Raw genomic sequence first — 23,909 nt, forward strand, 5'->3', positions numbered from 1 at the left:
AAATCGCACCTTTTTGCTTTATAGAGAAGAGTAACCTTCAAAATCAGACGAATTCGACAGACTCTTCGTCTAACTGAACGCCGATTTCAAATTTCTTTTGAAGTTCGTCAACCAGCTTTTGGTGAAAGGCTTCTTGAGTTCGAGACACCTCAGCGACCGCCTTTTTAGGTAATGGCAAAGGATCCCAGTTACCATCAATGTTGTATTTACCCGTGTTGTACTTCGCCGAGAATCCTTCTTCCGACTTATCCAACTCTAACCACCAGCCCCAGAACTCACGCTCTTCTGGTGACTTTTTATCGTTCACACACACAGACAAGCAATCAAAAATGTAATGACCATCTTCTGATTGCGGCTCCCTCAAGTAAGGCCCAATAGCCTTTAAAACGTTTAACAAGCGATAATGCGTAGGTTGTTGTGTCACTTCTGACATATTGAATCTCCATTTCAATGTTAAGAATGACGTTACTCAGACTGCAATACGTAGAAAGCACGCAGTTGGATTTTATAAATTATCTCTGAGTATCAGGTACTTACTTTGTACACTTTTCATGCTTAACTAATTTCGGAGAAATGTCATCTAAATAATTCATCCTCAAGCCACTTTATCGCTAATTCGAGGGATTGCTCATACCCCTGTGTAATTGATTTGGTTTTGATTTTCTTCGCTTTGCCGTAATCACTGTAAATAGCAACCAGTTGATTATCCAGATGCGGTGAAACAGGGTCACCTTCCAAAGCCAATGCCAAAATAGGAACACTGGTTTTACTATTAGCCAGCAAGCCTTGCACCTTCAATGACCAAGCCATCAGTTGCCCAGAAAGGCTATTGATATCCACAGCTCCTTTGCCAAGGCGAGAAGCCAACACATCCAAATGCATCTTGGGCATCTGCTTTAGTTTGTCCGCATGAACAAAGATATCGTGGATCGGTGCGCCAAGAGAGATACAGGCTTTAAGTTTGTGCTGCTCAAGGAAGGATAACCTCACCATCGCGTTACCACCGAATCGGAAACCAAACAGACCGACTTTATGATGGTCCACCCATGGAATGTTAGCCAGTTCATTCAACACGGCTTGATGCAGGCAAGAAGAGTCTTCCGTCAAAGGCCAATGCGAACTGTGCCCTATCGACGGCATATCAATCGTTAGCATCGCAATGTTTTTCGGTGCTAGGTAATCTCTAAACAAACGCCACATGTCAGTTTGCAGACTATCTAAACCTGCACTCACGATCACGACAGGTTGTGGTTTGTCTGTTTTGGTTAGATGTAAGTTCGCCTTAATCTTTTTGTTTTGATACGGCACTTCGATTTGTTTGACGATCAATTTGGTGTGTTTGATCGCTTCAGAATACGCCGCATTCGCTAATACCTGTGCCTGAGCAGCAAGGTTATCGTTCTTTAGATGTGGGTAGCCCGCAATGCTGAAACACAGCGATGCTGAAAATAACTCTTCAGCCATTTCTTCGCCGTTCTTTTCATTCGAGCGATTCTGATGCTGCATACCCAGCTTGGTCCACTCGTATGCCCAGTTACCGCTGCGGTAACCCATCACGGTGTCTAGCCACTCATCAGTCGTGCGTGAATTGTCTGATGACGCAATGCGAGCCAATACCGCTTCTTGCTCAATTGGGTTAACGCCTTGCCATACCCACTGAAGACGTCTTAGGTTTCGATACCAAGATGAGTTCTGCTCTTCACGCTTTTTATCCAACAGTTCTTCTGAACTTGGCATGTAGCGAGTAAGCATTGAGGTCTCTTTGGCCTGCTTGTGCTTTACAAACAAGGTTTCCGAAAGGTTTGAGCTCGTTTCTTCTGATTCAGACATTGGGATACTTAATAAGAAATGGTTGTTACTAATCATATAAAAAAAAATGACCCTATAAAGGGTCATTTCTCAAAAAACTAAGTTTACGCTTATTTTGACTTGCGATTTACTGGCTCAATGAAGCTTAAGCTAGTATCCCAAGGTTGCTCAATCCATGTGTCTTGAGCGATATCCACGATGTACTCGTCTAATAAATGTGCACCAGATGGTTTTGCACAAACAGCAATCAGTTTCGCTTTAGGGTACATTTCGCGAAGCTTGCGTGCAGTGTCACCACTATCAACAAGATCTTCAACGATTAAGAAGCCTTCACCATCACCTTCAGGTGCTTTAACTACAGTCATATCACGCTGGTGATCGTGGTCGTAGCTAGAAATACAAATCGTATCTACGTGACGAATACCTAGCTCACGAGCCAAGATTGCACCAGGAACCAAACCACCACGGCTTACCGCCCAGATGCCTTTCCACTGCTCTGCTGGCATTTGCTTTTCAGCAAGTTGACGGCAGTAAGTCTGCATGTTGTCCCAAGTGATAATGAATTTGTTGCTCATAGTATAAAACCTAATAATTTTGTCATGTTATTAGAGGCTATTTCAAACATAGCCTCTTCAGCGATTAAGCAGAAATCTAGACGATTAAGCGAAAATGTATTTAAGAATAAAGATAACGGACATTACCCATACCGCAGGTGAAACGTCGCGACCTTTACCACTTAGCAGCTTAATTGCAGCGTAAGCGATGAAACCTAGTGAGATACCCTCAGCGATAGAGTACGTCAGCGGCATAAGCAGACATGTTACCATGACTGGTGCGGCTTCCGTAAGATCACGCCAATCAATGCCAACTAGGCCAGACATCATCAGAATTGCTACATAGAAAAGTGCACCTGATGTTGCGTAAGCCGGAATCATACCTGCAAGTGGCGAGAAGAAAAGAGCCAGTAGGAATAAGATACCAACAACAACAGCAGTTAGACCTGTACGACCGCCTTCAGCAACACCCGCAACACTCTCAACATAAGAAGTTGTGTTTGATGTACCTAGCAATGCACCAATAGATGTTGCTGTAGAGTCAGCAAGCAGTGCTTTGTTCAAGCGCGGTAGTTTACCGTCTTCTTTGATTAGGTTTGCTTTCGTTGCAACACCAACCAGAGTACCCGCTGTATCGAACAAATCGACGAACAAGAATGCGAATACAACTGAAATCATACCGATTTCAAATACAGCAGAAAAATCAAGCTGCATGAATGTAGGTGCAAGGCTTGGTGGTGTCGACATGATGCCGCCGTATTGAACGTCACCGATCGCAATACCAATCGCTGTGATAGCGAGAATCGCGATCATTACTGCGCCTTTCACACCACGGTGAACAAGAGCAATAGTAATGAAGAAACCAAGCGCGCCTAAGATAGGAGCAATCGCGGTAATGTCACCCAGTGAAACTTTAGTCGCTGGGTTAGAAACAACGATGCCTGCATTGCTAAGCGCGATAAACGCTAGGAAAAGGCCGATACCAGCAGAGATACCAACACGCAGAGACATAGGGATCGAGTTGATAATCCATTCACGAATCTTAAAGATACTTAAGAAGATGAAGATTACGCCTGATACGAAAACCGCTGCCAGAGCAACTTGCCATGTATAACCCATACCCATTACAACAGCGTAGGTAAAGAATGCGTTCAAACCCATGCCTGGAGCTTGAGCAATTGGGTAGTTAGCAACAAAGCCCATGATGAAACAGCCAATAGCAGCCGCTAAACAGGTTGCTACAAATACAGCGCCATGGTCCATACCAGCATCAGCTAGAATCATTGGGTTTACAAAAATGATGTAAGCCATTGTTAGGAAGGTTGTTAGACCTGCGATGATTTCAGTGCGCACATTGGTGCCATTTTCACTGAGTTTGAATAGCTTTTCGAACATTATCGAATCCTATAAGGGTAAAAAGTAAACGGTTGCGTAAACGATTGGCTGTGGATTATAAAGTTATCAAATAACAAATTCCAGATAGAATTAAGGCTCTAATCGATATTTATCAGAATGCCGTATGAAACAAAGCGATTAAAAACGAGAAGTAACAAGAATAATAATGATTAAAAACAATGGTTTAATCAAAATAAAGGCGATAATGTTACTTGGTTATTTTTTCAACCATCGGTTATTTCCATTGAGAATGTAGCCATCATATTCTCAATTTAAACCCACAAGAGTTGTGTATTTTTCAACAGAATCAGTAATAAGACGCAAATTGATATTTTGGCGTTTAAAAAACAACCACTAAGAACAGCAAAGAAAGTGACAAGCGAAAGCGGTTTGGGAAAGTAGCAGGCAAAAAAAACGCCACTCAAAACTGAGTGGCGGTAGAATCTGTCAACCAAAAGGGCTGTAAAAGAATTCCAATATATAGGGGTGAACAAAACTGTTCGAGTTACATGCTTACGGTATTAGTAACCAAAGCTTGTAGGGTATGCAAAGTTGCTAGTGTAAACAGAGCTGTTAATCCAGAACATTGCAGATGGTAAACCTTTCATAACTATCACCTTAATAAATCAATAAAAAACGAATTTGATTTCTCGGTTCCTTGGAGGCGATAAAACGGACTCATCCTTTGAGCATTTACTCTTCATCTCAGAAGTTGGTTATTAATATACTCTAAAGAAAAAAGATTACAAGTATTTTTTGCTATACGTCACACTTTTGGTCAATTTTGGTTATTTTGAAAACTTATTTATGTAATTAAATTACACAATAGAATTAAACAAACGTTTGCCTACGCCATTTATAAGCATCAAGTCTCTTAATTATGATCAGATGGACAAGACCGCTTTCAAAATTTGAGGTATTTGAGGTTTATAACCGCTACTCGTCAAAACGCTCAAGTGGTATGCTGTTGCCATCAAAACAGACCCATATTTTAGATTTTTATTCTAAGTTTTTACCTATAGAAACCCTAAATATATGGTTATCAAATAAAAAAGGAGTCATCCGTGTCTGAATTCCATTCTGAGATCAGTAAATTGTCCCCTGCCCCTATTTGGCAGTTTTTCGATAAAATTTGTTCAATCCCGCACCCTTCAAAACATGAAGAGGAGCTTGCTCAATACATTATTGCGTGGGCAACAGAGCAAGGCCTAGATGTACGTCGCGACCCAACAGGCAACGTATTCATCAAAAAGCCAGCAACGCCGGGTATGGAAAACAAAAAAGGTGTCGTGCTACAAGCTCACATCGATATGGTTCCACAAAAGAACGAAGACACTGATCACGACTTTACAAAAGATCCAATCCAGCCATACATCGATGGTGAGTGGGTTACAGCAAAAGGCACAACGCTTGGTGCTGATAACGGCATGGGCATGGCTTCTTGCCTAGCGGTTCTTGCTTCAAACGAAATCCAACACGGCCCTATCGAAGTTCTACTCACTGTAGATGAAGAAGCAGGCATGACTGGCGCGTTCGGTCTTGAAGCCGGTTGGTTAGAAGGCGATATCCTTCTTAATACTGACTCAGAGCAAGAAGGCGAAGTGTACATGGGTTGTGCGGGCGGTATCGACGGTGCAATGACATTTGAAATTGCACGTAATGCGATTCCAGCTGAATTCGTAACACGCAAGCTAACGCTAAAAGGCCTAAAAGGCGGTCACTCTGGTTGTGACATCCACACCGGTCGTGCAAACGCAAACAAACTGATTGCTCGCTTCCTAGCGGGTCACGCAAAAGAGCTAGACCTTCGCATCGTAGAATTCAAAGGTGGTAGCCTTCGTAATGCGATCCCTCGTGAGGGTTTCGTAACGGTTGCAGTTCCTGCTGCAAACCAAGAGAAATTAGCTTCGCTATACAACTACTACACTGAGCTGCTTTCAACAGAGCTAGGTAAAGTAGAAGACAGCATTGTGACTTTCAATGAAGAAGCTTCTGTAGAAATGGGCGCACTAGCGTCAGCAGACCAAGCTCGCTTTATCGCGGCACTTAACGCATGTCCAAACGGCGTGATTCGTATGAGTGACGAGATTGAAGGTGTTGTTGAAACGTCTCTAAACGTAGGTGTTATCACAACGGAAGAAGATTCAATCACAGTACTTTGCTTGATCCGTTCTCTTATCGACTCTGGTCGTAGCCAAGTAGAAAGTATGCTTCACTCTGTTGCTGAACTAGCAGGCGCTAACATCGCGTTCTCTGGCGCTTACCCAGGTTGGAAACCAGACGCAGATTCAGAGATCATGCATATCTTCCGCGACATGTACGAAGGCATCTACGGTCACAAGCCAAACATTATGGTTATCCATGCTGGCCTTGAGTGTGGTCTGTTCAAAGAACCTTACCCGAACATGGATATGGTTTCTTTCGGCCCAACGATCAAGTTCCCACACTCTCCTGATGAGAAAGTGAAGATCGATACTGTTGAATTGTTCTGGAACCAAATGGTTGCATTACTTGCTGCGATCCCAGAAAAAGCATAAATCGATTAGCTATGTGTTTTTCAGTAAATGGTGTTTTCCAATAAATGGGCTCTTCAATAAATAGCACTTTTCAGTAAACACCGTTTATTAAGAACAAAATAAAACAGGTACTCAATGAGTACCTGTTTTTGTATCTAATCTTTGTCACTGCTACTTGTGACTAAATAATTAAGCGCGTGAAGCCGCGTAGCTTTCTAGCTCATCAATTGAAGTTTGTGCCACGACTTCGCCGTCGATGAAGTACGTCACCATCTCGCCATCACGAACACCGATTAACGTCGCACGCTCACCAGACTGGTAAGTGATGTCCATTTGGATAGTGTTTTCGTCGATCTGCTGCATTTGACCTTTCTCAATCATATCGGCACTCGTGATCGGGCCTACTGGCGCTTCAGTCAGTGACTTATCAAGCTGATCGTTGATATCAAGGTAAGTATCAGTCTTAGTATCAAAGATGTGCGGAGCACCTGTTAGTGGGTTGCTACCCGTCCAGAACTCTAGTGAGTTAAATACTAGGTAATCGGCAGCAACCGTTAGACCGTACGCAGGTGCAAGTAGTATGTTCAAACCACCACGAGCGTAGCGGTTGTCAACAGCCTTGATGTTGAACTTCATTAGGTAACCCGTTACTGCGTTACTACCCACACAGCCAGATAGAGCAACAGATACCACCGCTAGTGCTACAACTTTTGAAATTGTTTTTTTCATTTTGATCTCGATATTTGAATTTGGCCGCCAAAAAATGGCGATGGATAGTACCAACCAACCGAACAATAAATATCAGCGTTAAATCAATGTATTGTCAGGAAATTCACAATTCTAAACTCCTTCTAACTAGCCAAATCAAAAACAGAAACCAATTAAGAAACCCCTCCATAAAAAAGTTTTGTCGTCACCGTAAAGCGATTGATTCGTACTAAAAATCAACGATTGATACATTCCGTGTTAACGAATTATCACCATGTTGAGAACAACCTAAATGGCAAGACTAAAACCTAATCAACCATTCGAATTACTTGGTTATACTGTTCAGCCAGGACAGAGAATGGAGATTGAACTGCAAGCGGCTCAGCTTTACACGCATTCTCCACTTTCGATCCCGATTGAAATTATTCATGGTCGCCAAGCGGGTCCAACACTGATGGTAAACGCGGCGATCCACGGAGATGAATTAAACGGTGTTGAGATTGCACGACAACTGACCAATGCGATTGATCCAAAGAAACTGAAAGGAACACTACTTGTTGTGCCTATCGTTAACGTATTTGGTTTTATTCATAAGTCTCGTTACCTACCAGACCGTCGTGACCTGAACCGTTGCTTCCCTGGAAGTGAAAAAGGATCACTGACATCACGCATCGCTCACACCTTCTTTGAGAACGTAGCGAAGCACTGTGATTACATTCTGGATCTACACACCGGCGCGATTCACCGTACTAACTTGCCACAGATCCGTGCAAACCTGTCGAACCCTGAAACACTGCGCATCGCAAAAGCGTTCGCAACACCCGTGATCATAGATTCTCCACTGCGTGATGGTTCATTGCGCAGCGAAGCGGAAAAACTGGGTATTCCTGTATTAACTTACGAAGGTGGTGAAGCGCTGCGTTTTGATCACCTAGCGATTCGTGCGGGTTACCTTGGCGTGCATCAAGTGATGAAAGAAATCGGCATGCTGCGCCCTAACCGTAAGAAGTTACCAGAGCCAGTATTGAGTAAATCGACCAGTTGGATCCGCGCTGAATCAGACGGCATTTTGCGTAATATGGTAAGGCTTGGCGAACAAGTTGAAGCAGGACAAACCCTGGCTTACATCAGTTCTCCATTGGGTCACCAAGAAGGCCAAGTAATCACCACTAAAGGCGGTATCGTGATTGGTCAACAAACTCTACCGTTGGTAAACGAAGGTGACGCAGTATTCCACATTGCTTACTTCAAGCAAGATGATGATGAAGTGGGACAGTCTGTAGAGAGTTACATTGAAGAAGTCGCGGAAGACGATTGGCTGACAGCGCTAAACAACTAAGGACCAGATTCGGGTAATTAGTGAATCAGATACGTAGCCACCAACCATGAGTGGTTACGTGATCCAGACTAATACGCCACAAATGAAAAAGCCCCGATAAACTTTTAACTAGAAAGAGAAAAGCTATATCGGGGCTTTTTTTACTTGTCCCTTATCTTAAAATTAAGGGACCTGTAAATTAATTGTGCACTGGATTACTCAGCGTCTTCTTGCTCTTCTTCACGAGCTTTTGCGCGTGCTTCACGTGCTTGCTCAGCTTTAAGCTCTTTAGTGTGACGTAGTTCGTCACGCTCTTTACGCTGCTCTGATTTACGCTCGTTACGTTCAGCTTGGTTTGCGATGAAAGATGCTAGCTCTTTCTCTGCCCACTCTTGTGCTAGAGCTTCAGTTTCGAAACCAGACTCACGCTTAGATACTGTTGTGCTGCGAGACGTTACTTGACGAGTAATCTCTGCACACCAACCGTTGCGTTTTTCTGTAAGGCGGATATCAAATTTTTTGTTCTTAGACATGTTCTATTTTTTCCTAAGGGAGATCATTAAGGGATCGGTCACTTTGATAACTCCATCTAAGTGAGCATCTTTTAACACCATCCCTTGGTAAGCGCGGTATTAGAGCACAAATCAATGAATATTGCTGCAAATATTTGCAGCGGATCACACTCCCATGCTGCAAATCGTTTGCGCCTGATTTCAATGGGTTCGTAACTCTCGATTCATCATCAACTTCTGTGCAGTTTTATCGACAACAATGAAATGAACTACGCTCAAACAGAGATAAATGAAAGAGATAATCTGCAGGCTCAGGTTTACAGACTCTACTGTCTCGCCTACTCCGCCCATAATTAAAATAGCTAAGGAGTTGCTATGGATAGCTTCATCAAACATTTACCCAAGGTTGAGCTGCATTTACATATTGAAGGCACGCTAGAACCTGAGCTGATGTTCCAACTGGCCAAGCGCAATAACGTGTCGATTCCCTTTGATAACCCAGACCAAGTAAGAGACGCATACCAATTCCACAATCTTCAGTCTTTTCTCGATATCTATTATCAAGGCGCTAACGTACTGATTCATGAACAGGATTTCTATGACCTAACTTGGGCTTATCTACTCAAGTGCCAACAAGATAATGTGGTTCATACTGAGATCTTTTTTGACCCTCAAACCCACACCGAACGTGGCATTGCCTTTGAAGTCATCATAGGCGGGATTACTCGAGCTTTGAATCAAGCGGAGCAAGAACTTGGCATCAGCAGCCAACTGATCATGTGCTTTCTGCGCCACCTTGATGAAGACAGCGCTTTTGAAACGCTCAAACAAGCCCTTCCCTATAAAGCTAAGATCATTGCCGTTGGGTTAGATTCATCAGAACAGGGCAATCCGCCAGAGAAGTTTAAACATGTATTCCAAAAGGCGATCAACCAAGGCTTCCTGACTGTCGCACACGCCGGAGAGGAAGGCCCTGCGCAAAATATTAGTGACGCACTGAGCTTATTAGGCATCACCCGTATTGATCATGGCGTTCGTTGTGTTGAAGATGAAGACTTGATGGAACAGTTGATAGCAAAGCGCACACCGCTGACCGTATGCCCGCTGTCGAATACCAAGCTTAAAGTCTTCAACACCATGCAAGAACACAATATCGTCGAGTTGCTGAGAAAAGGGTTGTGCGTCACCATCAATTCCGATGATCCGGCTTACTTCGGCGGCTATATGAATGATAACTTCCTCGCCGTCGCCAATGCTCATCCACTGACTAAAAACGAATTAGCGCAATTCAGTATTAATGCTGTCGAAGCGAGTTTCATCTCGCCTCACGCCAAAGAAGATCTCATTGCACAAGTGCGCCAATATCTTGCCGAGAATACTCACTAAGAGAATAGACCTTTGAGAATGGAGCTTTGCTGCGATCAAAAAAGGGAAGCTCAGTGCTTCCCTTTCAAAATGGGCTCGAAAATCAATACGCTTACCCCGGATGACCATCCACTCTTGGCGTTAAAAGCATCATACCGAACTTCCAGATAAACAACCCAAATGCTAACGTCCATAAACCCGCGCTGATGTTAACCATCTCAAATAAATACGCCGGGAAGAATGTCACACCTACGCTGCGAACCAAAGCCGCGATAAAAATAGCCGAGAACGCTAAAGCCATACTTGGCCCTTTATAGATTGCACGACCTGTGTGCCCCATTGTCACGCGCGTAATCATCGCTAAAATCAGCCCACTCAAACCGCCAATCGCAAACAAGTGCAACATGTTGTGGCTCGCGAACGGGTTGTCTAATAAACCACGTAGCAGCAAGCTTAAAGGGATACATAGGTAAGCCGCATGCAGCGACCACACCAAGGGCTCAGATAACGTAGTCCAAGGTTTCCAGCGGATAAAGCGCACCAATTGAGTCACACCTGCAAATACCATTAACTCATTGCCGACTTGAGCAAAGGTCAATGGGAAGAAGCTCAATACAAATAAACCAACCAAAGGTAGATTCGCTAACCATTCTAACCAAACGAGTGGCTGTGCTTTTTCAAAATCAAAACGACGCGCCGTAAAGAATGGAATCACTCGTCCACCCATTACAGACAATAACAACGTAAACCACCACAACATCGCGTGCCATACTGCAGACGATGGAAATGGAGGCATGCCCTTAACGGTTGCATAGCTAGCAAAATTCGCCACGATAGCCAGTATAAACAACGGAACAAAGAACAGGTTCTTCCAGCCTTTTGATTTCACAACTCGGAAACCAATCTCGTAAGCGGAAAAGATCAAGAACAGTGCCTCAACCGATGAGATCAGCCACAAAGGCGCAGGAGTCCAAAATAGAATACGCGGTGCAAGCCATAATCCCACCAGAGCAGCCAATCGATAATGCTTAGTGCCATTGACTCCAGTCCACGTTTGCACCGCCGTTAAAACAAAGCCGACCACAATCGCCATGGCAAAGCCAAACAGCATTTCATGTACATGCCACCAAAGCGCCGGTACTTTTAGCATTTCTGGCTGACCGTTTTGGAACATGATGACCCAAGCCACAATCGCGATCACAGCATAGAGACTGCCTAAAAAGAAGAAAGGTCTAAAACCTAATCGAAGATATGCAGGAATCGCATCTTCTACACTTTTATCTGTGATATTTAACAAACTCGTTCCTCACTTCAGATAACAAGCCAAGAGTGGCTTCTGGGAATTGCTATTTCATAGTCAAATTCATGATGCAGTAATCATCACTGCAATATTACCTAACGTAATGCATGAAACGCGCCAAAGGTATAAAGCCAATAAAAACAATCAACAAGGAGTCTTTAGGCTTCAAAAAAGTGTCAATTAAACACACCCCATAAAAGTCATTTAGACTCATGAGTGTGTAAAATAAAAAACTACTGACATTTGATGAAGCCAAACATATAGTAAGACTAGTCTCAAATACAAAAGAACAGACAGGGAACGCGATGTATATTTTTGGTTATGGTAGCTTGATCAACTCCTCTTCTCGTCAACTCACAGGTCAAACAGGACAAGCGATTCCTGCAATAGTGCATGGCCTAGTTCGTCACTGGAGTAAGATCGATGACAGCTATGTTTTGTCTCCTTTGATCGTCAATCTCGGTGAGGGACAAGTGAATGGAGTTTTACTTGAGGTGGACGATATTGCGCTGACTGAGTTTGATCGCCGTGAGCGTGGTTATCACCGAATCGAATTAAAGGCCTCTCAGATAGAAAGCCAAAATGAGTTTAAACAGGATCAATCGATCTGGGTTTACATCAAAGACGAGATTGAAGCACCTTGCGAAAACAGCCCTATCGTTCAAACCTATGTCGATACGGTATTAGCAGGATGTTTAGAAGTGTCTGAAAGCTTTGCGGCGCACTTTGTTCAACACACACAAGGTTGGCATCACCCATTAGAAAATGATCGCCACCAGCCTAAATACGGCAACCTGGCAGGGGTTTCTGATCACCATCACAGTGTGATTGATGATTTAATCCTGACTGCTCGAAGCTAGTTGATGCTCGTTGTTAATGGATGGGTGTATATAGTTAATTGATCTACATAATCACCTGATCTACATAGTTAATTAGTCTACATAATTAATCTGCATAGCGAGTTAACCTAAGTTGGTGAACTCGATCGTTCACCAACTTAAAGCGAGCTTAAACGACGCGAATACCTGCTGGCATCGCACGTTCCGGTGTCAGCAATACACTTTCAGATTCATCTTCCGTTTCGGCACATAACAACATGCACTCAGAAGTGTGGCCTCTCATCTTCGCCTTCGCTAGATTACACAAAACAACAACCTGCTTACCCATCAACTCTTCTTCGGTGTAGTAAGGCACTAGGCTGGTCACCGTTTGTAGCGTCTTCTCACCGATATCCACTTGCACGATGTAAAGCTTATCTGCGTTTTCATGACGCACAACTTCAATGATCTTACCGACACGCATTTCTAACTTAGCAAAGTCACCATAAGAGACAGTATCCATTTCTCACTTCCTATATTGATTTATTTTCACTCATTAAATCATTTACTAAAATTAAGTAAAATGTAAATGTTTACACTAGCATTAAGCCTAATAATTACAAGCGGTAAAGATCTCATTACTGGAAGTAAAATGAGAGTTTCGTTGCCTTGCACTCATTGTCGGTGTTAAATAGATGCAGCAATGTATAGAGGTTAAAAATGGCAACAATTAAAGATGTCGCAAGAGAAGCTGGTGTTTCTGTTGCAACCGTATCTCGAGTCGTGAATAAGTCTCCGAAGGCAAGTGCGAACTCAATTGAATCCGTCACCAAAGCGATGTCTAAACTCGGCTATCGCCCGAATGCCAATGCTCGCGCGCTGGTAAGCCAGAGCACCAATACCGTCGGTGTGTTGGTTGGTGATATCTCCGATCCTTTTTTTGGCACGCTGGTTAAGGCTGTCGATAATGTCGCTCGTGAGAACGGAAAGCATATCCTCGTCGGTAATGGCTCACACGATCGTGAAGAAGAGAGACAAGCGATTGAGTTACTGATCAATAGCCGTTGCGACGCCTTAGTGATCCATTCAAAAGGCCTGACAGACGAAGAACTGATTGCCTATGCAAAAGAAGTAAAAGGCTTAGTGCTGATCAATCGCTATATTGCTGAGATTGCCAACCGTTGTATTTTCTTGGACAACAAGAAAGGCGCGTATCTTGCGACTGAATATCTGATCCGTCATGGTCATAAAAATATTGCCTGTATCGCTTCATCGCACAGCATTGAAGATGCCGATGAGCGTGTACAAGGTTACTTGTCAGCACTCTCGGATTACAAAATAGCGTTATCTGACAGCTATATTGAGTACTCAGCTCCCACCAGTGAAGGGGGTGAATACGCGATGACTAACCTATTAACCAAGTCTCTGCCGATCACAGGCATTGTTGCGTACAACGATTACATGGCGGCAGGTGCTTTGTCTGTCCTAGATGAAAACGGTATTCAAGCGCCGGACAAAATGTCGATCATCGGTTTCGATGATGGCTTGATTGCACGCTATGTTCATCCAAAGCTAACCACCATTCGCTACCCGATTCAGATGATGGCAGAGAAAGCGACACGACTCGCGTTGCACTTAGCCAAAGGTGAAAACACCTCAACGGAGCCAATGATGTTCTCTCCGACTTTGGTGCGCCGTAATTCGGTAGAGAAAATCTAAGCTCTGGTCAACTCACCAAACAACAAACAAAAAAAAGCCCTAACAGAATCGCTTCTGTTAGGGCTTTCCTACCTTACTCTGATACCCAACAATCGCGCTTAATAAATCACACACTTGTTGAGCGCCACTTTTGCTCATCCCCCAAGAACAACGCGATAACTCACATCGTTCTATTCACAAACAAAAGCAATTGGCATAACCGTTTTGAGCTAGAGCGTACTAGTTTGAAGAATCCCCCGAAAATTCAAACTGGTAACAGGTACGGTAGTTATATTCTTGTTCAGGCTTGAGAATACAACTGTCCTGCTTCCACTCTGGGTGGTTAGGAGAGTCAGGTAAGAACTGGGTTTCTAACGCCAAACCAGCGTAGTCTTCATAGCTGCCACCACTTCGGTTTGGTGTACCACCAAGCCAGTTTCCGGTGTATAGCTGCATCGCAGGTTTGGTTGAAAATACTTTTAGTGAGACTAGCGCGTCCGGTGACGTTACGGTCGCAGCGCATTGAGTGCGCTTGCAGCCGTCAGCTAATAAGAAAGAGTGGTCGTAACCCTTTGCTGCTTTCTGCTGTTCATCACCCAACAAACGCTCTGAGATCATCATAGGCTGATTGAAGTCGAAGCTGGTCGATTTCACCGATTTAAGATTGCCTAATGGAATACCTACCGAGTTGGTCGGTAAGAACTGATTGGCGTTGATGCTCACAATGTGTGACAAACAATCGTGGCCGGCTTCTGCACCAAGTAAATTGAAGTACGCATGATTCGTTAGGTTGACTACGGTCGGCTTGTCTGTGGTTGCAGAGTAATGAATGGAAACTCGATTGTCTTCGGTGATGTCATAACGCACCGACACATTCAAATTCCCCGGGAATCCTTGGTCGCCATCAGCAGACTCAAGAGTAAACATCACTGACGTTTCGGTTTGCTCGGCAATATTCCAACGACGTTTATCAAAACCGTTCGGACCACCATGTAAAGTATTGCCCGCTTGGTTGGTTTCCAGCTTGTAGTTTTGACCATCAATTTTGAAACGACCATTGGCTATGCGGTTAGCATAACGACCAACAGTTGTACCCATATAGCTGGCTTGTTTATCGAAGTTCTCCATTGAGTTAACACCCAACAAAACCTCTCTTTTATTTCCCTTTACTGGCAGGATACAGCTCAACCATGTAGCACCAATGTCCATGAATGTCACTTCCATGCCACGCGTATTTGATAGCGTCACTAACTGAGCGGGTTGGCCATCATAGGCTGGAGTTTGTGTCATGGATTGATGCAGGTTTTGCTCTTGTGTCATTCTAAATTCCTTCTAGTGCCAGTAAAAAGCCTCTACCTGAAATAAAGGCTTTAGCATTTGGCCTACCATGATCTTTTCACTTGGTAAGCTCTATATTAAGTCTCGAAGCCGTTAGATTACTTCAACTAAGCCTGCTCCGTCTTTCGCTTGGCACACATAAATAGATTCTTTTAGACCCGTCGCCGCTTGATATTTCTGTTCAACGGTTGTTTTAATTTCATCAACCAATGCAGGTGGAACCAATGCCACAATACAACCACCGAAACCACCGCCAGTCATACGCACGCCACCTTGGTCACCGATCACGTGTTTTACCAGCTCAACTAAGGTGTCGACTTCTTTGACTGTAATTTCAAAATCATCACGCATTGACGCATGTGATTCAGCCATCAATTCGCCCATGCGTTTCATGTCATGAGTACGCAGAGCTTGAGCCGCTTCAACGGTACGGTCATTTTCAGTGATCACGTGACGGGCACGTTTCGCGACCATTTCATCCAACTCAGACTCTTTCGCTTTGAACTGTTCAATAGTCACATCACGAAGTGCAGGAACACCAAAGATGCGCGCCGCTTCTTCACACTGTTCACGACGCGTATTGTATTCGCTGTCGACCAAGCCGCGTTTCTTGTTCGAGTTGATGATAACCACAGCCATATCTTCTGGCATAGAAACCGCTTGAGTCTCTAGGCTACGACAATCCAAAAGCATCGCATGATTTGCACGACCTTCAGCTGAGATCATTTGGTCCATGATGCCGCAGTTACAGCCTACAAATTCGTTTTCGGCTTGCTGACCATTCAATGCAACTTCAGCTTGGCTGATCTCTAGGTTGTAAAGCACCTTGAATGTCTGACCGATGACCACTTCCAGTGCCGCAGAAGAACTTAAACCTGCACCTTGAGGCACGTTGCCCGTTACAGAGATGTCTGCACCTGTAAATTCAAAACCACGACCTTTTAAGCACTTCACCACACCACGAATGTAGTTAGCCCACATCTTATCTTGTTGGAATGTGATCTCTTGAGTTAAGTCGAACTCATCCACTGCATTTCCGTAGTCCACTGATACTACGCGCACGATGTTGTCGTCACGCTTAGCCGCTGCCACTACCGTTTGGTAGTTAATGGCACACGGTAGAACAAAACCATCGTTGTAGTCAGTGTGCTCGCCAATCAGGTTCACACGACCCGGAGCTTGCACGATATGAGTCGCTTGGTAGCCAAGGACTTGCTCAAAAGATGCTTTCACGTTTTGGATTAGATCAGACATAAGTAAACTCTCTGCTTAAACTCTTTAATCAATTGGTAGTGGCCCCTTTACGGCACCACTTTAATTCTTTGAGATGCTCTATCTCGTTCGTCTCTCACGGTAGGGAATGACAACATCAGCTTCTAAGCTTCTAAAACCTTAAGTTCTTAAGCTCCTAGGCTCCTAGGCTCCTAGGCTCCTAAAACCTTAAGCTCCTAAGCTCCAAACTTATATGCCTTTCACCTGCCGTCATTCCAGAATCGAGGGACGAGATATCAGGAATCTCGCTTTTTTATTTAGTAACCGAGTTATCGATTAGTTTTACTATCAACGAAACAGGCGATTACTGCTCTTTGTAATGAACATCACTCAAGTCACGAAGACGCTGCGCCGCTTGTTCTGCGGTTAAATCACGCTGAGACTCAGCCAACATTTCGTAGCCGACCATGAACTTACGAACCGATGCGCTGCGTAGTAGCGGTGGGTAGAACAAAGCGTGTAGCTGCCAATGGTCAATGTCAGTACCTTCTTCGAAGAACGGCGCATAGTGCCAGCCCATTGAGTAAGGGAATGAACACTGGAATAAGTTGTCGTAACGGCTCGTCAGCTTCTTGATCGCAAGCGCTAAATCATCACGCTGCTCGTCAGTCAGTTCACTCATTCGGCGGATGTGTGTTTTTGGTAGCAACATGGTTTCAAATGGCCACGCCGCCCAGTAAGGCACTACAGCAATCCAATGTTCAGTTTCAACCACAGTGCGAGAGCCGTCTTTCATTTCAGCTTCAACGTAATCCACTAAAAGATTAGAACCTTGTTGTTCGAAGTACTCTTTTAACAGTTTTTCTTTGCGTTCAATCTCATTGGGTAAAAAGCTGTTTGCCCAGATTTGACCGTGTGGGTGTGGCTGAGAGCAGCCCATGGTCTCACCTTTGTTTTCAAACGCTTGAACCCATAGGTAATCTTTACCTAGCTCTTCAATCTGCTCGTTCCAGGTATCAATCACACCACGGATTTTATTCACTGGCAGCTCTGGCAGCGTTTTGCTGTGATCCGGAGAGAAACAGATAACACGGCTCAACCCACGAACACCTTGAGTCTTGAATAGAGGGTTATCAGACTCTGGAGCATCAGGTGAATCAGGCATCAACGCCGCGAAATCATTACTGAAAACATAAGTGCCGTCGTAATCTGGGTTTTCATCGCCCGAAATACGCGTATTGGTTGGGCACAAGAAACATTCTTTCTCATACGCTGGAAGCTGTGCAGTCGATGGCTTTTCATCTTGGCCACTCCAAGGGCGCTTTGCACGGTGCGGTGATACTAAAATCCACTGACCTGTTAATGGGTTATAACGACGGTGCGGATGGTCTACTGGGTTAAATTCAACTTTTGACATGCTACTTACTCAACTCTTTAAAATTCTTTTCTTCAGCACTTACCAATGAGAAAAAGTGCCGATACTAGCTACTAGCTACTAGCTATCAGATAAAAGCACTGTGGCTTCAATTACACTGACTAATAACCGTTTGGATTATTCGACTGCCAATTCCACGTATCCGCCGTCATTTCCATCACGCTGCGTGTCGCTTTCCAACCTAACTCGCGTTCCGCTTTTTCAGTGCTTGCCCAACATTCAGCAATATCACCAGCACGGCGTGGACAAACTTCATAAGGAACAGGTTTGCCTGATGCTTGTGCAAAGGCTTCTACCATTTCCAAAACACTTGAACCTTTACCGGTGCCTAGGTTGTAGATATGTAGACCCGCCTTCTCACCAACCGCTTTTAATGCCGCAACATGACCATCGGCTAAATCCATAACATGAATATAGTCTCGAACGCCTGTGCCATCGACTGTTGGGTAATCGTTTCCAAAAACAGCCAATTTGTCGCGACGACCTACCGCTACTTGAGCAATAAACGGCATCAGATTGTTTGGGATACCTTGTGGGTCTTCACCCATAGTGCCCGATGGATGGGCGCCAACTGGGTTGAAGTAACGCAGTAATGTCACACTCCAATCGTTCTCAGCGTTGAACAAATCACCCAAACATTCTTCGACCATGTACTTACTGCGACCATAAGGATTAGTTGTTGCACCCGTTGGAGAGCTTTCAGTAATTGGCACCACTTCTGGATCACCGTAAACGGTAGCCGAAGAGCTAAATACAATGCTCTTCACACCCGCTTTCTTCATGCTGCGAGCTAACACCAATGATCCATTGACGTTGTTATCGTAGTACTCCAAAGGTTTAGACACCGACTCCCCAACCGCTTTCAGGCCAGCAAAGTGAATCACAGCTTGGATATCGTTTTCTGAAAAAACGCTATCTAGAAAAGATTGATCACGAATGTCGCCAAGATAAAAAGTTGGTCGCTTGCCGGTCAGTGATTCGATTCGCTCCAGTACTAGCTCTTTGCTGTTGCAAAGGTTATCAACAATGATTGGCTTCATACCCGCCTGTATCATTTGAATACATGTATGACTTCCGATGTAACCCATGCCGCCCGTAACCAGTACTTCCACAATCAACCTCTCTTTGTCGTCATTCTTGGACTAACTCGAACTGACATTCAGCTCAGTAGCACCGTATGCCAGAAATAGTAGCAGCCATTTTGACTATAATTCTGTGATCAAAACCACGAAGTGTAAACGTTTACACTAACTCATATCATTGTTACTGAACGTGATATAGGGATAACCTATAAATAAACACATCTAATCCATTGAATTTTAATAAGATAATTATAGATAGTTAGATTTGAGACATCATAGAGGAGTTGAACATTTATTTTACTAAAAGTTAATGCAATGACTTCCAGTTTGATTACAATAGGTCTGTAGAATAAAGAGGTGCATTGCTTTTTTACTAAATACCAATTTCAAAGCAGCGCAATGTTCCAATAACAGGAAGTGAGTATGGCAACGTTAAAAGATATCGCGACTGAAGCACATGTTTCATTGGCTACAGTTTCAAGGGTTCTCAATGAAGATCCAACATTAAGCGTCAAGGAAGAGACCAAAAGGCGTATCTTTGAAATTGCAGAGAAGTTGGAATACAAAACCAGCAGCTCACGAAAAGCCGTTAGCAGTAAAAAACAAAATCATCACTTCCTTGCGCTGTATAACTACAAGCAAGAAGCTGAAGTGAATGACCCTTACTATCTATCGATTCGCCACGGGATTGAAACCCAATGTGACAAGATGGAAGTTAAACTAACCAACTGTTATGAAAGTAAAATACACGTAAATTCAGCGCCTATTACTGGTGTATTGTTGGTGGGAAGAATGACACCGGAGGTTATCGAACAAGCCAAAAAGCTAAGCGATAATATCTGTTATGTCGATTTCACTGATCACTCTGAACCTTATGACTCTGTCGATATCGACCTGGCTTTGATCAGCAAAGAGATCACCAACTTCTTTATCAACCAAGGCTATCAACGCATTGGTTTTATTGGCGGACAAGATAACGTCAACACTCCTGATATTCGCGAAGTCGCCTTTGCTGAATACGGTAGCCTTAAGAATGTTGTCAGCGAGCAAGACATCTATCGTGGAGACTTCTCTAGCTCTTCAGGTTATAAGCTTGCAAAACAGATGCTAGCGACTGGCGACTACCCTAAAGCCATGTTTATTGCGTCAGATTCCATCGCAATTGGTGTTTTACGAGCCGTTCATGAGCACGGATTAAACATTCCTGAAGATATTGCGCTGATTAGTGTAAATGACATCCCAACAGCTAAATTTACCTTCCCATCTTTATCGACTGTTCGTATTCACTCTGAACTAATGGGAATTCAAGGCGTTAACCTGTTGATTGAGAAAGTACGCGACGGCCGTACTATCCCACTACGTGTCTATGTACCAAGCAAATTAAAGCTGCGCGACACGACAAAATAGTTAAAAATATCAAATAGATAAACTAAGGCTACCTTTGTTGAAGGTGGCCTTTTTTGTGCCCATCACATACGCCTATATACACATACCTGCCTCTTTAGCCTGCTTCATAAAACAGCCAATAGCATTCTTTTAAGTGGATCACACAGCACTGTAAAAAGACCATAAAAAACGTGATGTAGTTAAAGTAAAACGTTTTCACCAATTTCATTTAGTAAAAGTTTTACTAATAATTACCTCAGTCCAAAAATACTCGTATTCACTACGACCCAATTACGCATAAGAACGTCGGTCAGCAAATTGCATCTAGGCCGAGAGAGAGGCAACGTGAACAACTGGGAAAACTTCCTGAACTTACATGAGAACCGTATGGCACCGCGTGCATACTTCTTCTCATACGCATCAGAAAAGAATGCAAAAACGTTTCAGCGTGAACTTAGCAGCCACTTCCAACTATTGAGTGGCCAATGGAATTTCAGCTATTTCACCAATCCACTATTGGTTCCTGAAGAGTTCTACTCTCAAGAAATGAAAGACTGGGGCCATATTACGGTTCCAAACATGTGGCAAATGGAAGGCCACGGTGATCTTCAATACACAGATGAAGGTTTCCCATTCCCAATTGACGTGCCTTTCGTACCATCAGACAATCCAACCGGCGCATACCAACGCTCTTTCTTCCTAGGCGAAAGCTGGGACGAGAAACAAACCATCATCAAATTCGATGGCGTTGAAACTTACTTCGAAGTTTACGTAAACGGTGAGTACGTGGGTTTCAGCAAAGGCAGCCGCCTCACCGCTGAGTTCGATATCTCTAGCCATGTAAAAGCAGGCAACAACCTACTTTCTATTCGCGTGATGCAATGGGCCGATTCAACCTACATTGAAGACCAAGACATGTGGTGGACGGGCGGTATCTTCCGTGATGTTTACCTAGTAGGTAAAGAACAACTGCACGTTCAAGACGTTACCGTTCGCACAGACTTCGACGACGCTTACCAAAGCGCTACCCTGTCGTGCAAAGTGGAACTAGAAAACCTAGCAGCAGCAACAAACGCAACCCTTGAGTACGCATTGCTTGATGGCGGCCAAGTTATCTCGCAAGGCTCTGTAGATAGCTTAGCCGTTCCTAATAGATTGACTGACGGCAATGCGAATACTCAATTCTCTATTGATGTGGTTAACCCAGTTCAATGGAACGCTGAAAACCCTTACCTGTACCAACTGCTACTAACGCTGAAAGACGCTGACGGCAAGGTGCTGGAAGTGATTCCACAACGCGTTGGTTTCCGTGATATTAAAGTTCGCGATGGTCTGTTCTACATCAACAACAAGTATGTGATGCTGCACGGTGTGAACCGTCACGACAACGACCACCTAAAAGGCCGTGCTGTCGGCATGGATCGCGTAGAGAAAGATTTAGTACTGATGAAGCAACACAACATCAACTCAGTACGTACCGCGCACTACCCGAACGACCCACGCTTCTACGAATTGTGTGATATCTACGGCCTATTCGTGATGGGTGAAACCGATGTCGAAACACACGGTTTTGCGAACGTTGGCGACCTAAGCCGCATCACTAACGATGCAGCATGGGAAGCGGTGTTTGTTGAACGTATCGAACGTCATATTCACGCTCAAAAGAACCACCCTTCTATCATCATGTGGTCACTGGGTAACGAGTCTGGCTACGGTTGCAACATCCGTTCTATGTACGATGCAGCAAAAGCGATTGATGACACCCGTCTAGTTCACTACGAAGAAGACCGTGATGCTGAAGTGGTCGACATCATTTCAACCATGTACTCACGTGCTCAACTGATGAATGCCTTCGGTGAATTCCCGCACGAAAAACCACGCATCATCTGTGAATACGCACACGCAATGGGTAACGGCCCAGGCGGTTTAACTGAATACCAAAACGTGTTCTACAAGCATGACGCGATTCAAGGTCACTATGTTTGGGAATGGTGTGATCACGGCATTCTGGCGCGTGATGAAGCAGGCACAGAGTTCTACAAGTACGGGGGGGACTATGGTGACTACCCGAACAACTACAACTTCTGCATGGACGGCTTGATCTACCCAGACCAAACACCAGGCCCTGGCTTGAAAGAGTACAAACAAGTGATTGCCCCAGTGAAGCTTCGCGATTTCGATGCAACAACGGGCACCTTCACAGTAGACAACAAGCTTTGGTTCTCAAACATCGATGACTACACCATCACTGCGGAAATCCGCGCTGAGGGTAAAACCATTGCGGTACAGCATATCAAGGTTGAAGAGCTGGCTGAGAACTCTAGCCGTGAACTGACGCTTAATTTGCCAGAGCTTGATGAGCGTGAAGTGTTTGTGAACTTTACAGTTCGTAAGGATTCTCGTACTTCATACAGCGAAGCGAACCACGACATTGCGGTTTATCAGTTCCAAGTGAAAGAGAACACTGCACAACTTGACGCCTTCACTAACAATAATGCGACAGCACTGAATGTTGAAGAATCTCGCTTAGCCTACCTAATCAAAGGACACAACTTTGCTCTGAACTTCTCGAAAGTGAACGGCAAACTGACGTCATGGTTAGTGAATGGCGAGGAACTGATTAAGTCTGATCCTAAGCTGAACTTCTTCAAGCCAATGATTGATAACCATAAGCAAGAGCACGATGGTTACTGGGAGCCTGCACACCTACAGATCATGCAAGAGCACTTCCGCACGCTAAACGTGGAAGAGAACAACGGCAAGATTGAGATCACCACCACCAGCATCATTGCTCCACCGGTATTTGATTTCGGCATGCGTTGCGAATATCGCTACCAAATCAGTGCAGAAGGCCAACTGAACGTTGAACTGAGTGGCGAACGCTACGGTGATTACCCACATGTGATTCCAGTGATTGGTTTCGACATGGGTATCAACGGTGACTTCGACCAAGTTCAATACTACGGCCGCGGTCCTGAAGAGAACTACCAAGACAGCAAGCAAGCCAACATGATTGATGTTTACCAATCAACCGTGGCTGACATGTTCGAGAACTACCCGTTCCCACAAAACAACGGCAACCGCCAACACGTTCGTTGGGCTGCACTTTCAAGCCGCGCGGGTAATGGTATTGCAGTAAAACCACAGCGAGAAATCAACTTCAGCGCATGGTTCTACACCAACCAAGATCTGCATCAAGCACAGCACACCATCGAACTAGAGAAGAGCGGTTACATCACGCTAAACCTAGACCACCAAGTGATGGGCTTAGGCTCGAATTCTTGGGGCAGCGAAGTGCTCGACTCTTACCGAGTTTACATGGACGAGTTCCGCTACGGCTTAACTCTGATTCCATTCCAAGCAGGCGATTGCGACGCGCAACACCTAATCAGTCACAATTTTGGCGATGAGTTTTTTACGGTGAATACACCGAAATCTCAACCACAAAAGAACGAGGCATAAG

20 protein-coding genes are annotated in these 23,909 nt (G+C 44.3%); 7 read left to right on the forward strand and 13 right to left on the reverse strand.

Features of this window, described 5'->3' with window-relative positions; genetic code table 11:
• Positions 1-43: 43 nt before the first annotated feature.
• The 5 genes from crl to vcdP form a co-directional block, all read right to left on the reverse strand.
• Complete coding sequence (gene crl, locus AC3CID_RS12270; protein WP_004734391.1) at positions 44-433, reverse strand: sigma factor-binding protein Crl; 390 nt, start codon at positions 431-433, stop codon at positions 44-46.
• Positions 434-576: 143 nt separating this feature from the next.
• Positions 577-1,830, reverse strand: coding sequence for an esterase FrsA (gene frsA / locus AC3CID_RS12275; protein WP_488526616.1), 1,254 nt, complete (start codon positions 1,828-1,830; stop codon positions 577-579).
• Between the two features lie 89 nt (positions 1,831-1,919).
• Positions 1,920-2,384 (reverse strand): xanthine phosphoribosyltransferase, encoded by a 465-nt coding sequence (gpt, locus tag AC3CID_RS12280; protein WP_017076234.1) that lies wholly within the window; start codon positions 2,382-2,384, stop codon positions 1,920-1,922.
• A gap of 84 nt (positions 2,385-2,468) precedes the next feature.
• Entirely contained in the window at positions 2,469-3,758 is a 1,290-nt protein-coding gene (locus AC3CID_RS12285) for an NCS2 family permease (protein ID WP_488526617.1), read from the reverse strand.
• A 521-nt stretch (positions 3,759-4,279) separates the two neighbouring features.
• Positions 4,280-4,366: a small protein VcdP gene (vcdP, locus tag AC3CID_RS12290; RefSeq protein WP_004734412.1), complete on the reverse strand. Its 87-nt coding sequence runs from the start codon at positions 4,364-4,366 to the stop codon at positions 4,280-4,282.
• 456 nt (positions 4,367-4,822) lie between these two features.
• Here vcdP and AC3CID_RS12295 point away from each other — a divergent pair, with 456 nt between their 5' ends.
• Entirely contained in the window at positions 4,823-6,295 is a 1,473-nt protein-coding gene (locus AC3CID_RS12295) for an aminoacyl-histidine dipeptidase (RefSeq protein WP_488526618.1), read from the forward strand.
• Positions 6,296-6,463: 168 nt separating this feature from the next.
• On the opposite strand, the gene AC3CID_RS12300 is transcribed toward AC3CID_RS12295, so the two are convergent.
• Positions 6,464-7,003: a DUF3332 family protein gene (locus tag AC3CID_RS12300; protein WP_065205066.1), complete on the reverse strand. Its 540-nt coding sequence runs from the start codon at positions 7,001-7,003 to the stop codon at positions 6,464-6,466.
• A 271-nt stretch (positions 7,004-7,274) separates the two neighbouring features.
• On the opposite strand from AC3CID_RS12300, the gene AC3CID_RS12305 reads away from it, so the two are divergent.
• Complete coding sequence (locus AC3CID_RS12305; protein ID WP_004734415.1) at positions 7,275-8,321, forward strand: succinylglutamate desuccinylase/aspartoacylase family protein; 1,047 nt, start codon at positions 7,275-7,277, stop codon at positions 8,319-8,321.
• A 194-nt stretch (positions 8,322-8,515) separates the two neighbouring features.
• Here the strand turns inward: AC3CID_RS12305 and AC3CID_RS12310 are convergent, their stop codons facing one another.
• Complete coding sequence (locus AC3CID_RS12310; RefSeq protein WP_009847480.1) at positions 8,516-8,833, reverse strand: DUF3622 domain-containing protein; 318 nt, start codon at positions 8,831-8,833, stop codon at positions 8,516-8,518.
• Positions 8,834-9,187: 354 nt separating this feature from the next.
• On the opposite strand from AC3CID_RS12310, the gene AC3CID_RS12315 reads away from it, so the two are divergent.
• Positions 9,188-10,198 carry an adenosine deaminase gene (locus tag AC3CID_RS12315; protein WP_123311979.1) on the forward strand — a complete coding sequence of 337 codons (1,011 nt, stop codon included), beginning with the start codon at positions 9,188-9,190 and terminating at the stop codon, positions 10,196-10,198.
• A 91-nt stretch (positions 10,199-10,289) separates the two neighbouring features.
• Here the strand turns inward: AC3CID_RS12315 and AC3CID_RS12320 are convergent, their stop codons facing one another.
• On the reverse strand, positions 10,290-11,474 hold the full coding sequence (locus AC3CID_RS12320; protein ID WP_123311977.1) for an NnrS family protein: 1,185 nt from the start codon (positions 11,472-11,474) through the stop codon (positions 10,290-10,292).
• A 308-nt stretch (positions 11,475-11,782) separates the two neighbouring features.
• Between AC3CID_RS12320 and AC3CID_RS12325 the strand changes: the two genes are divergently transcribed.
• Positions 11,783-12,337: a gamma-glutamylcyclotransferase family protein gene (locus tag AC3CID_RS12325; RefSeq protein WP_123311975.1), complete on the forward strand. Its 555-nt coding sequence runs from the start codon at positions 11,783-11,785 to the stop codon at positions 12,335-12,337.
• Positions 12,338-12,485: 148 nt separating this feature from the next.
• Here AC3CID_RS12325 and AC3CID_RS12330 read toward each other — a convergent pair whose 3' ends face one another.
• Positions 12,486-12,818, reverse strand: coding sequence for a tRNA-binding protein (locus AC3CID_RS12330; protein WP_004734420.1), 333 nt, complete (start codon positions 12,816-12,818; stop codon positions 12,486-12,488).
• A 197-nt stretch (positions 12,819-13,015) separates the two neighbouring features.
• Here AC3CID_RS12330 and AC3CID_RS12335 point away from each other — a divergent pair, with 197 nt between their 5' ends.
• Positions 13,016-14,014: a substrate-binding domain-containing protein gene (locus tag AC3CID_RS12335; RefSeq protein ID WP_017080052.1), complete on the forward strand. Its 999-nt coding sequence runs from the start codon at positions 13,016-13,018 to the stop codon at positions 14,012-14,014.
• A 219-nt stretch (positions 14,015-14,233) separates the two neighbouring features.
• Here the strand turns inward: AC3CID_RS12335 and galM are convergent, their stop codons facing one another.
• The 4 genes from galM to galE form a co-directional block, all read right to left on the reverse strand.
• Positions 14,234-15,313: a galactose-1-epimerase gene (galM, locus tag AC3CID_RS12340; protein ID WP_102463148.1), complete on the reverse strand. Its 1,080-nt coding sequence runs from the start codon at positions 15,311-15,313 to the stop codon at positions 14,234-14,236.
• A gap of 111 nt (positions 15,314-15,424) precedes the next feature.
• Positions 15,425-16,585: a galactokinase gene (galK, locus tag AC3CID_RS12345; protein ID WP_123311971.1), complete on the reverse strand. Its 1,161-nt coding sequence runs from the start codon at positions 16,583-16,585 to the stop codon at positions 15,425-15,427.
• Positions 16,586-16,907: 322 nt separating this feature from the next.
• Positions 16,908-17,960 carry a UDP-glucose--hexose-1-phosphate uridylyltransferase gene (locus AC3CID_RS12350; protein ID WP_052878877.1) on the reverse strand — a complete coding sequence of 351 codons (1,053 nt, stop codon included), beginning with the start codon at positions 17,958-17,960 and terminating at the stop codon, positions 16,908-16,910.
• A gap of 119 nt (positions 17,961-18,079) precedes the next feature.
• A complete protein-coding gene (gene galE / locus AC3CID_RS12355) occupies positions 18,080-19,090 on the reverse strand; it encodes a UDP-glucose 4-epimerase GalE (protein WP_123311969.1) in 1,011 nt (336 codons plus the stop codon).
• Positions 19,091-19,483: 393 nt separating this feature from the next.
• Here galE and ebgR point away from each other — a divergent pair, with 393 nt between their 5' ends.
• Positions 19,484-20,467, forward strand: coding sequence for a transcriptional regulator EbgR (ebgR, locus tag AC3CID_RS12360; RefSeq protein ID WP_017060801.1), 984 nt, complete (start codon positions 19,484-19,486; stop codon positions 20,465-20,467).
• A gap of 324 nt (positions 20,468-20,791) precedes the next feature.
• A complete protein-coding gene (ebgA, locus tag AC3CID_RS12365; RefSeq protein ID WP_488526619.1) occupies positions 20,792-23,908 on the forward strand; it encodes a beta-galactosidase subunit alpha in 3,117 nt (1,038 codons plus the stop codon).
• The last annotated feature ends 1 nt before the right edge of the window (position 23,909 follow it).

It is taken from the genome of Vibrio sp. QJM3NY_21, assembly GCF_057785975.1.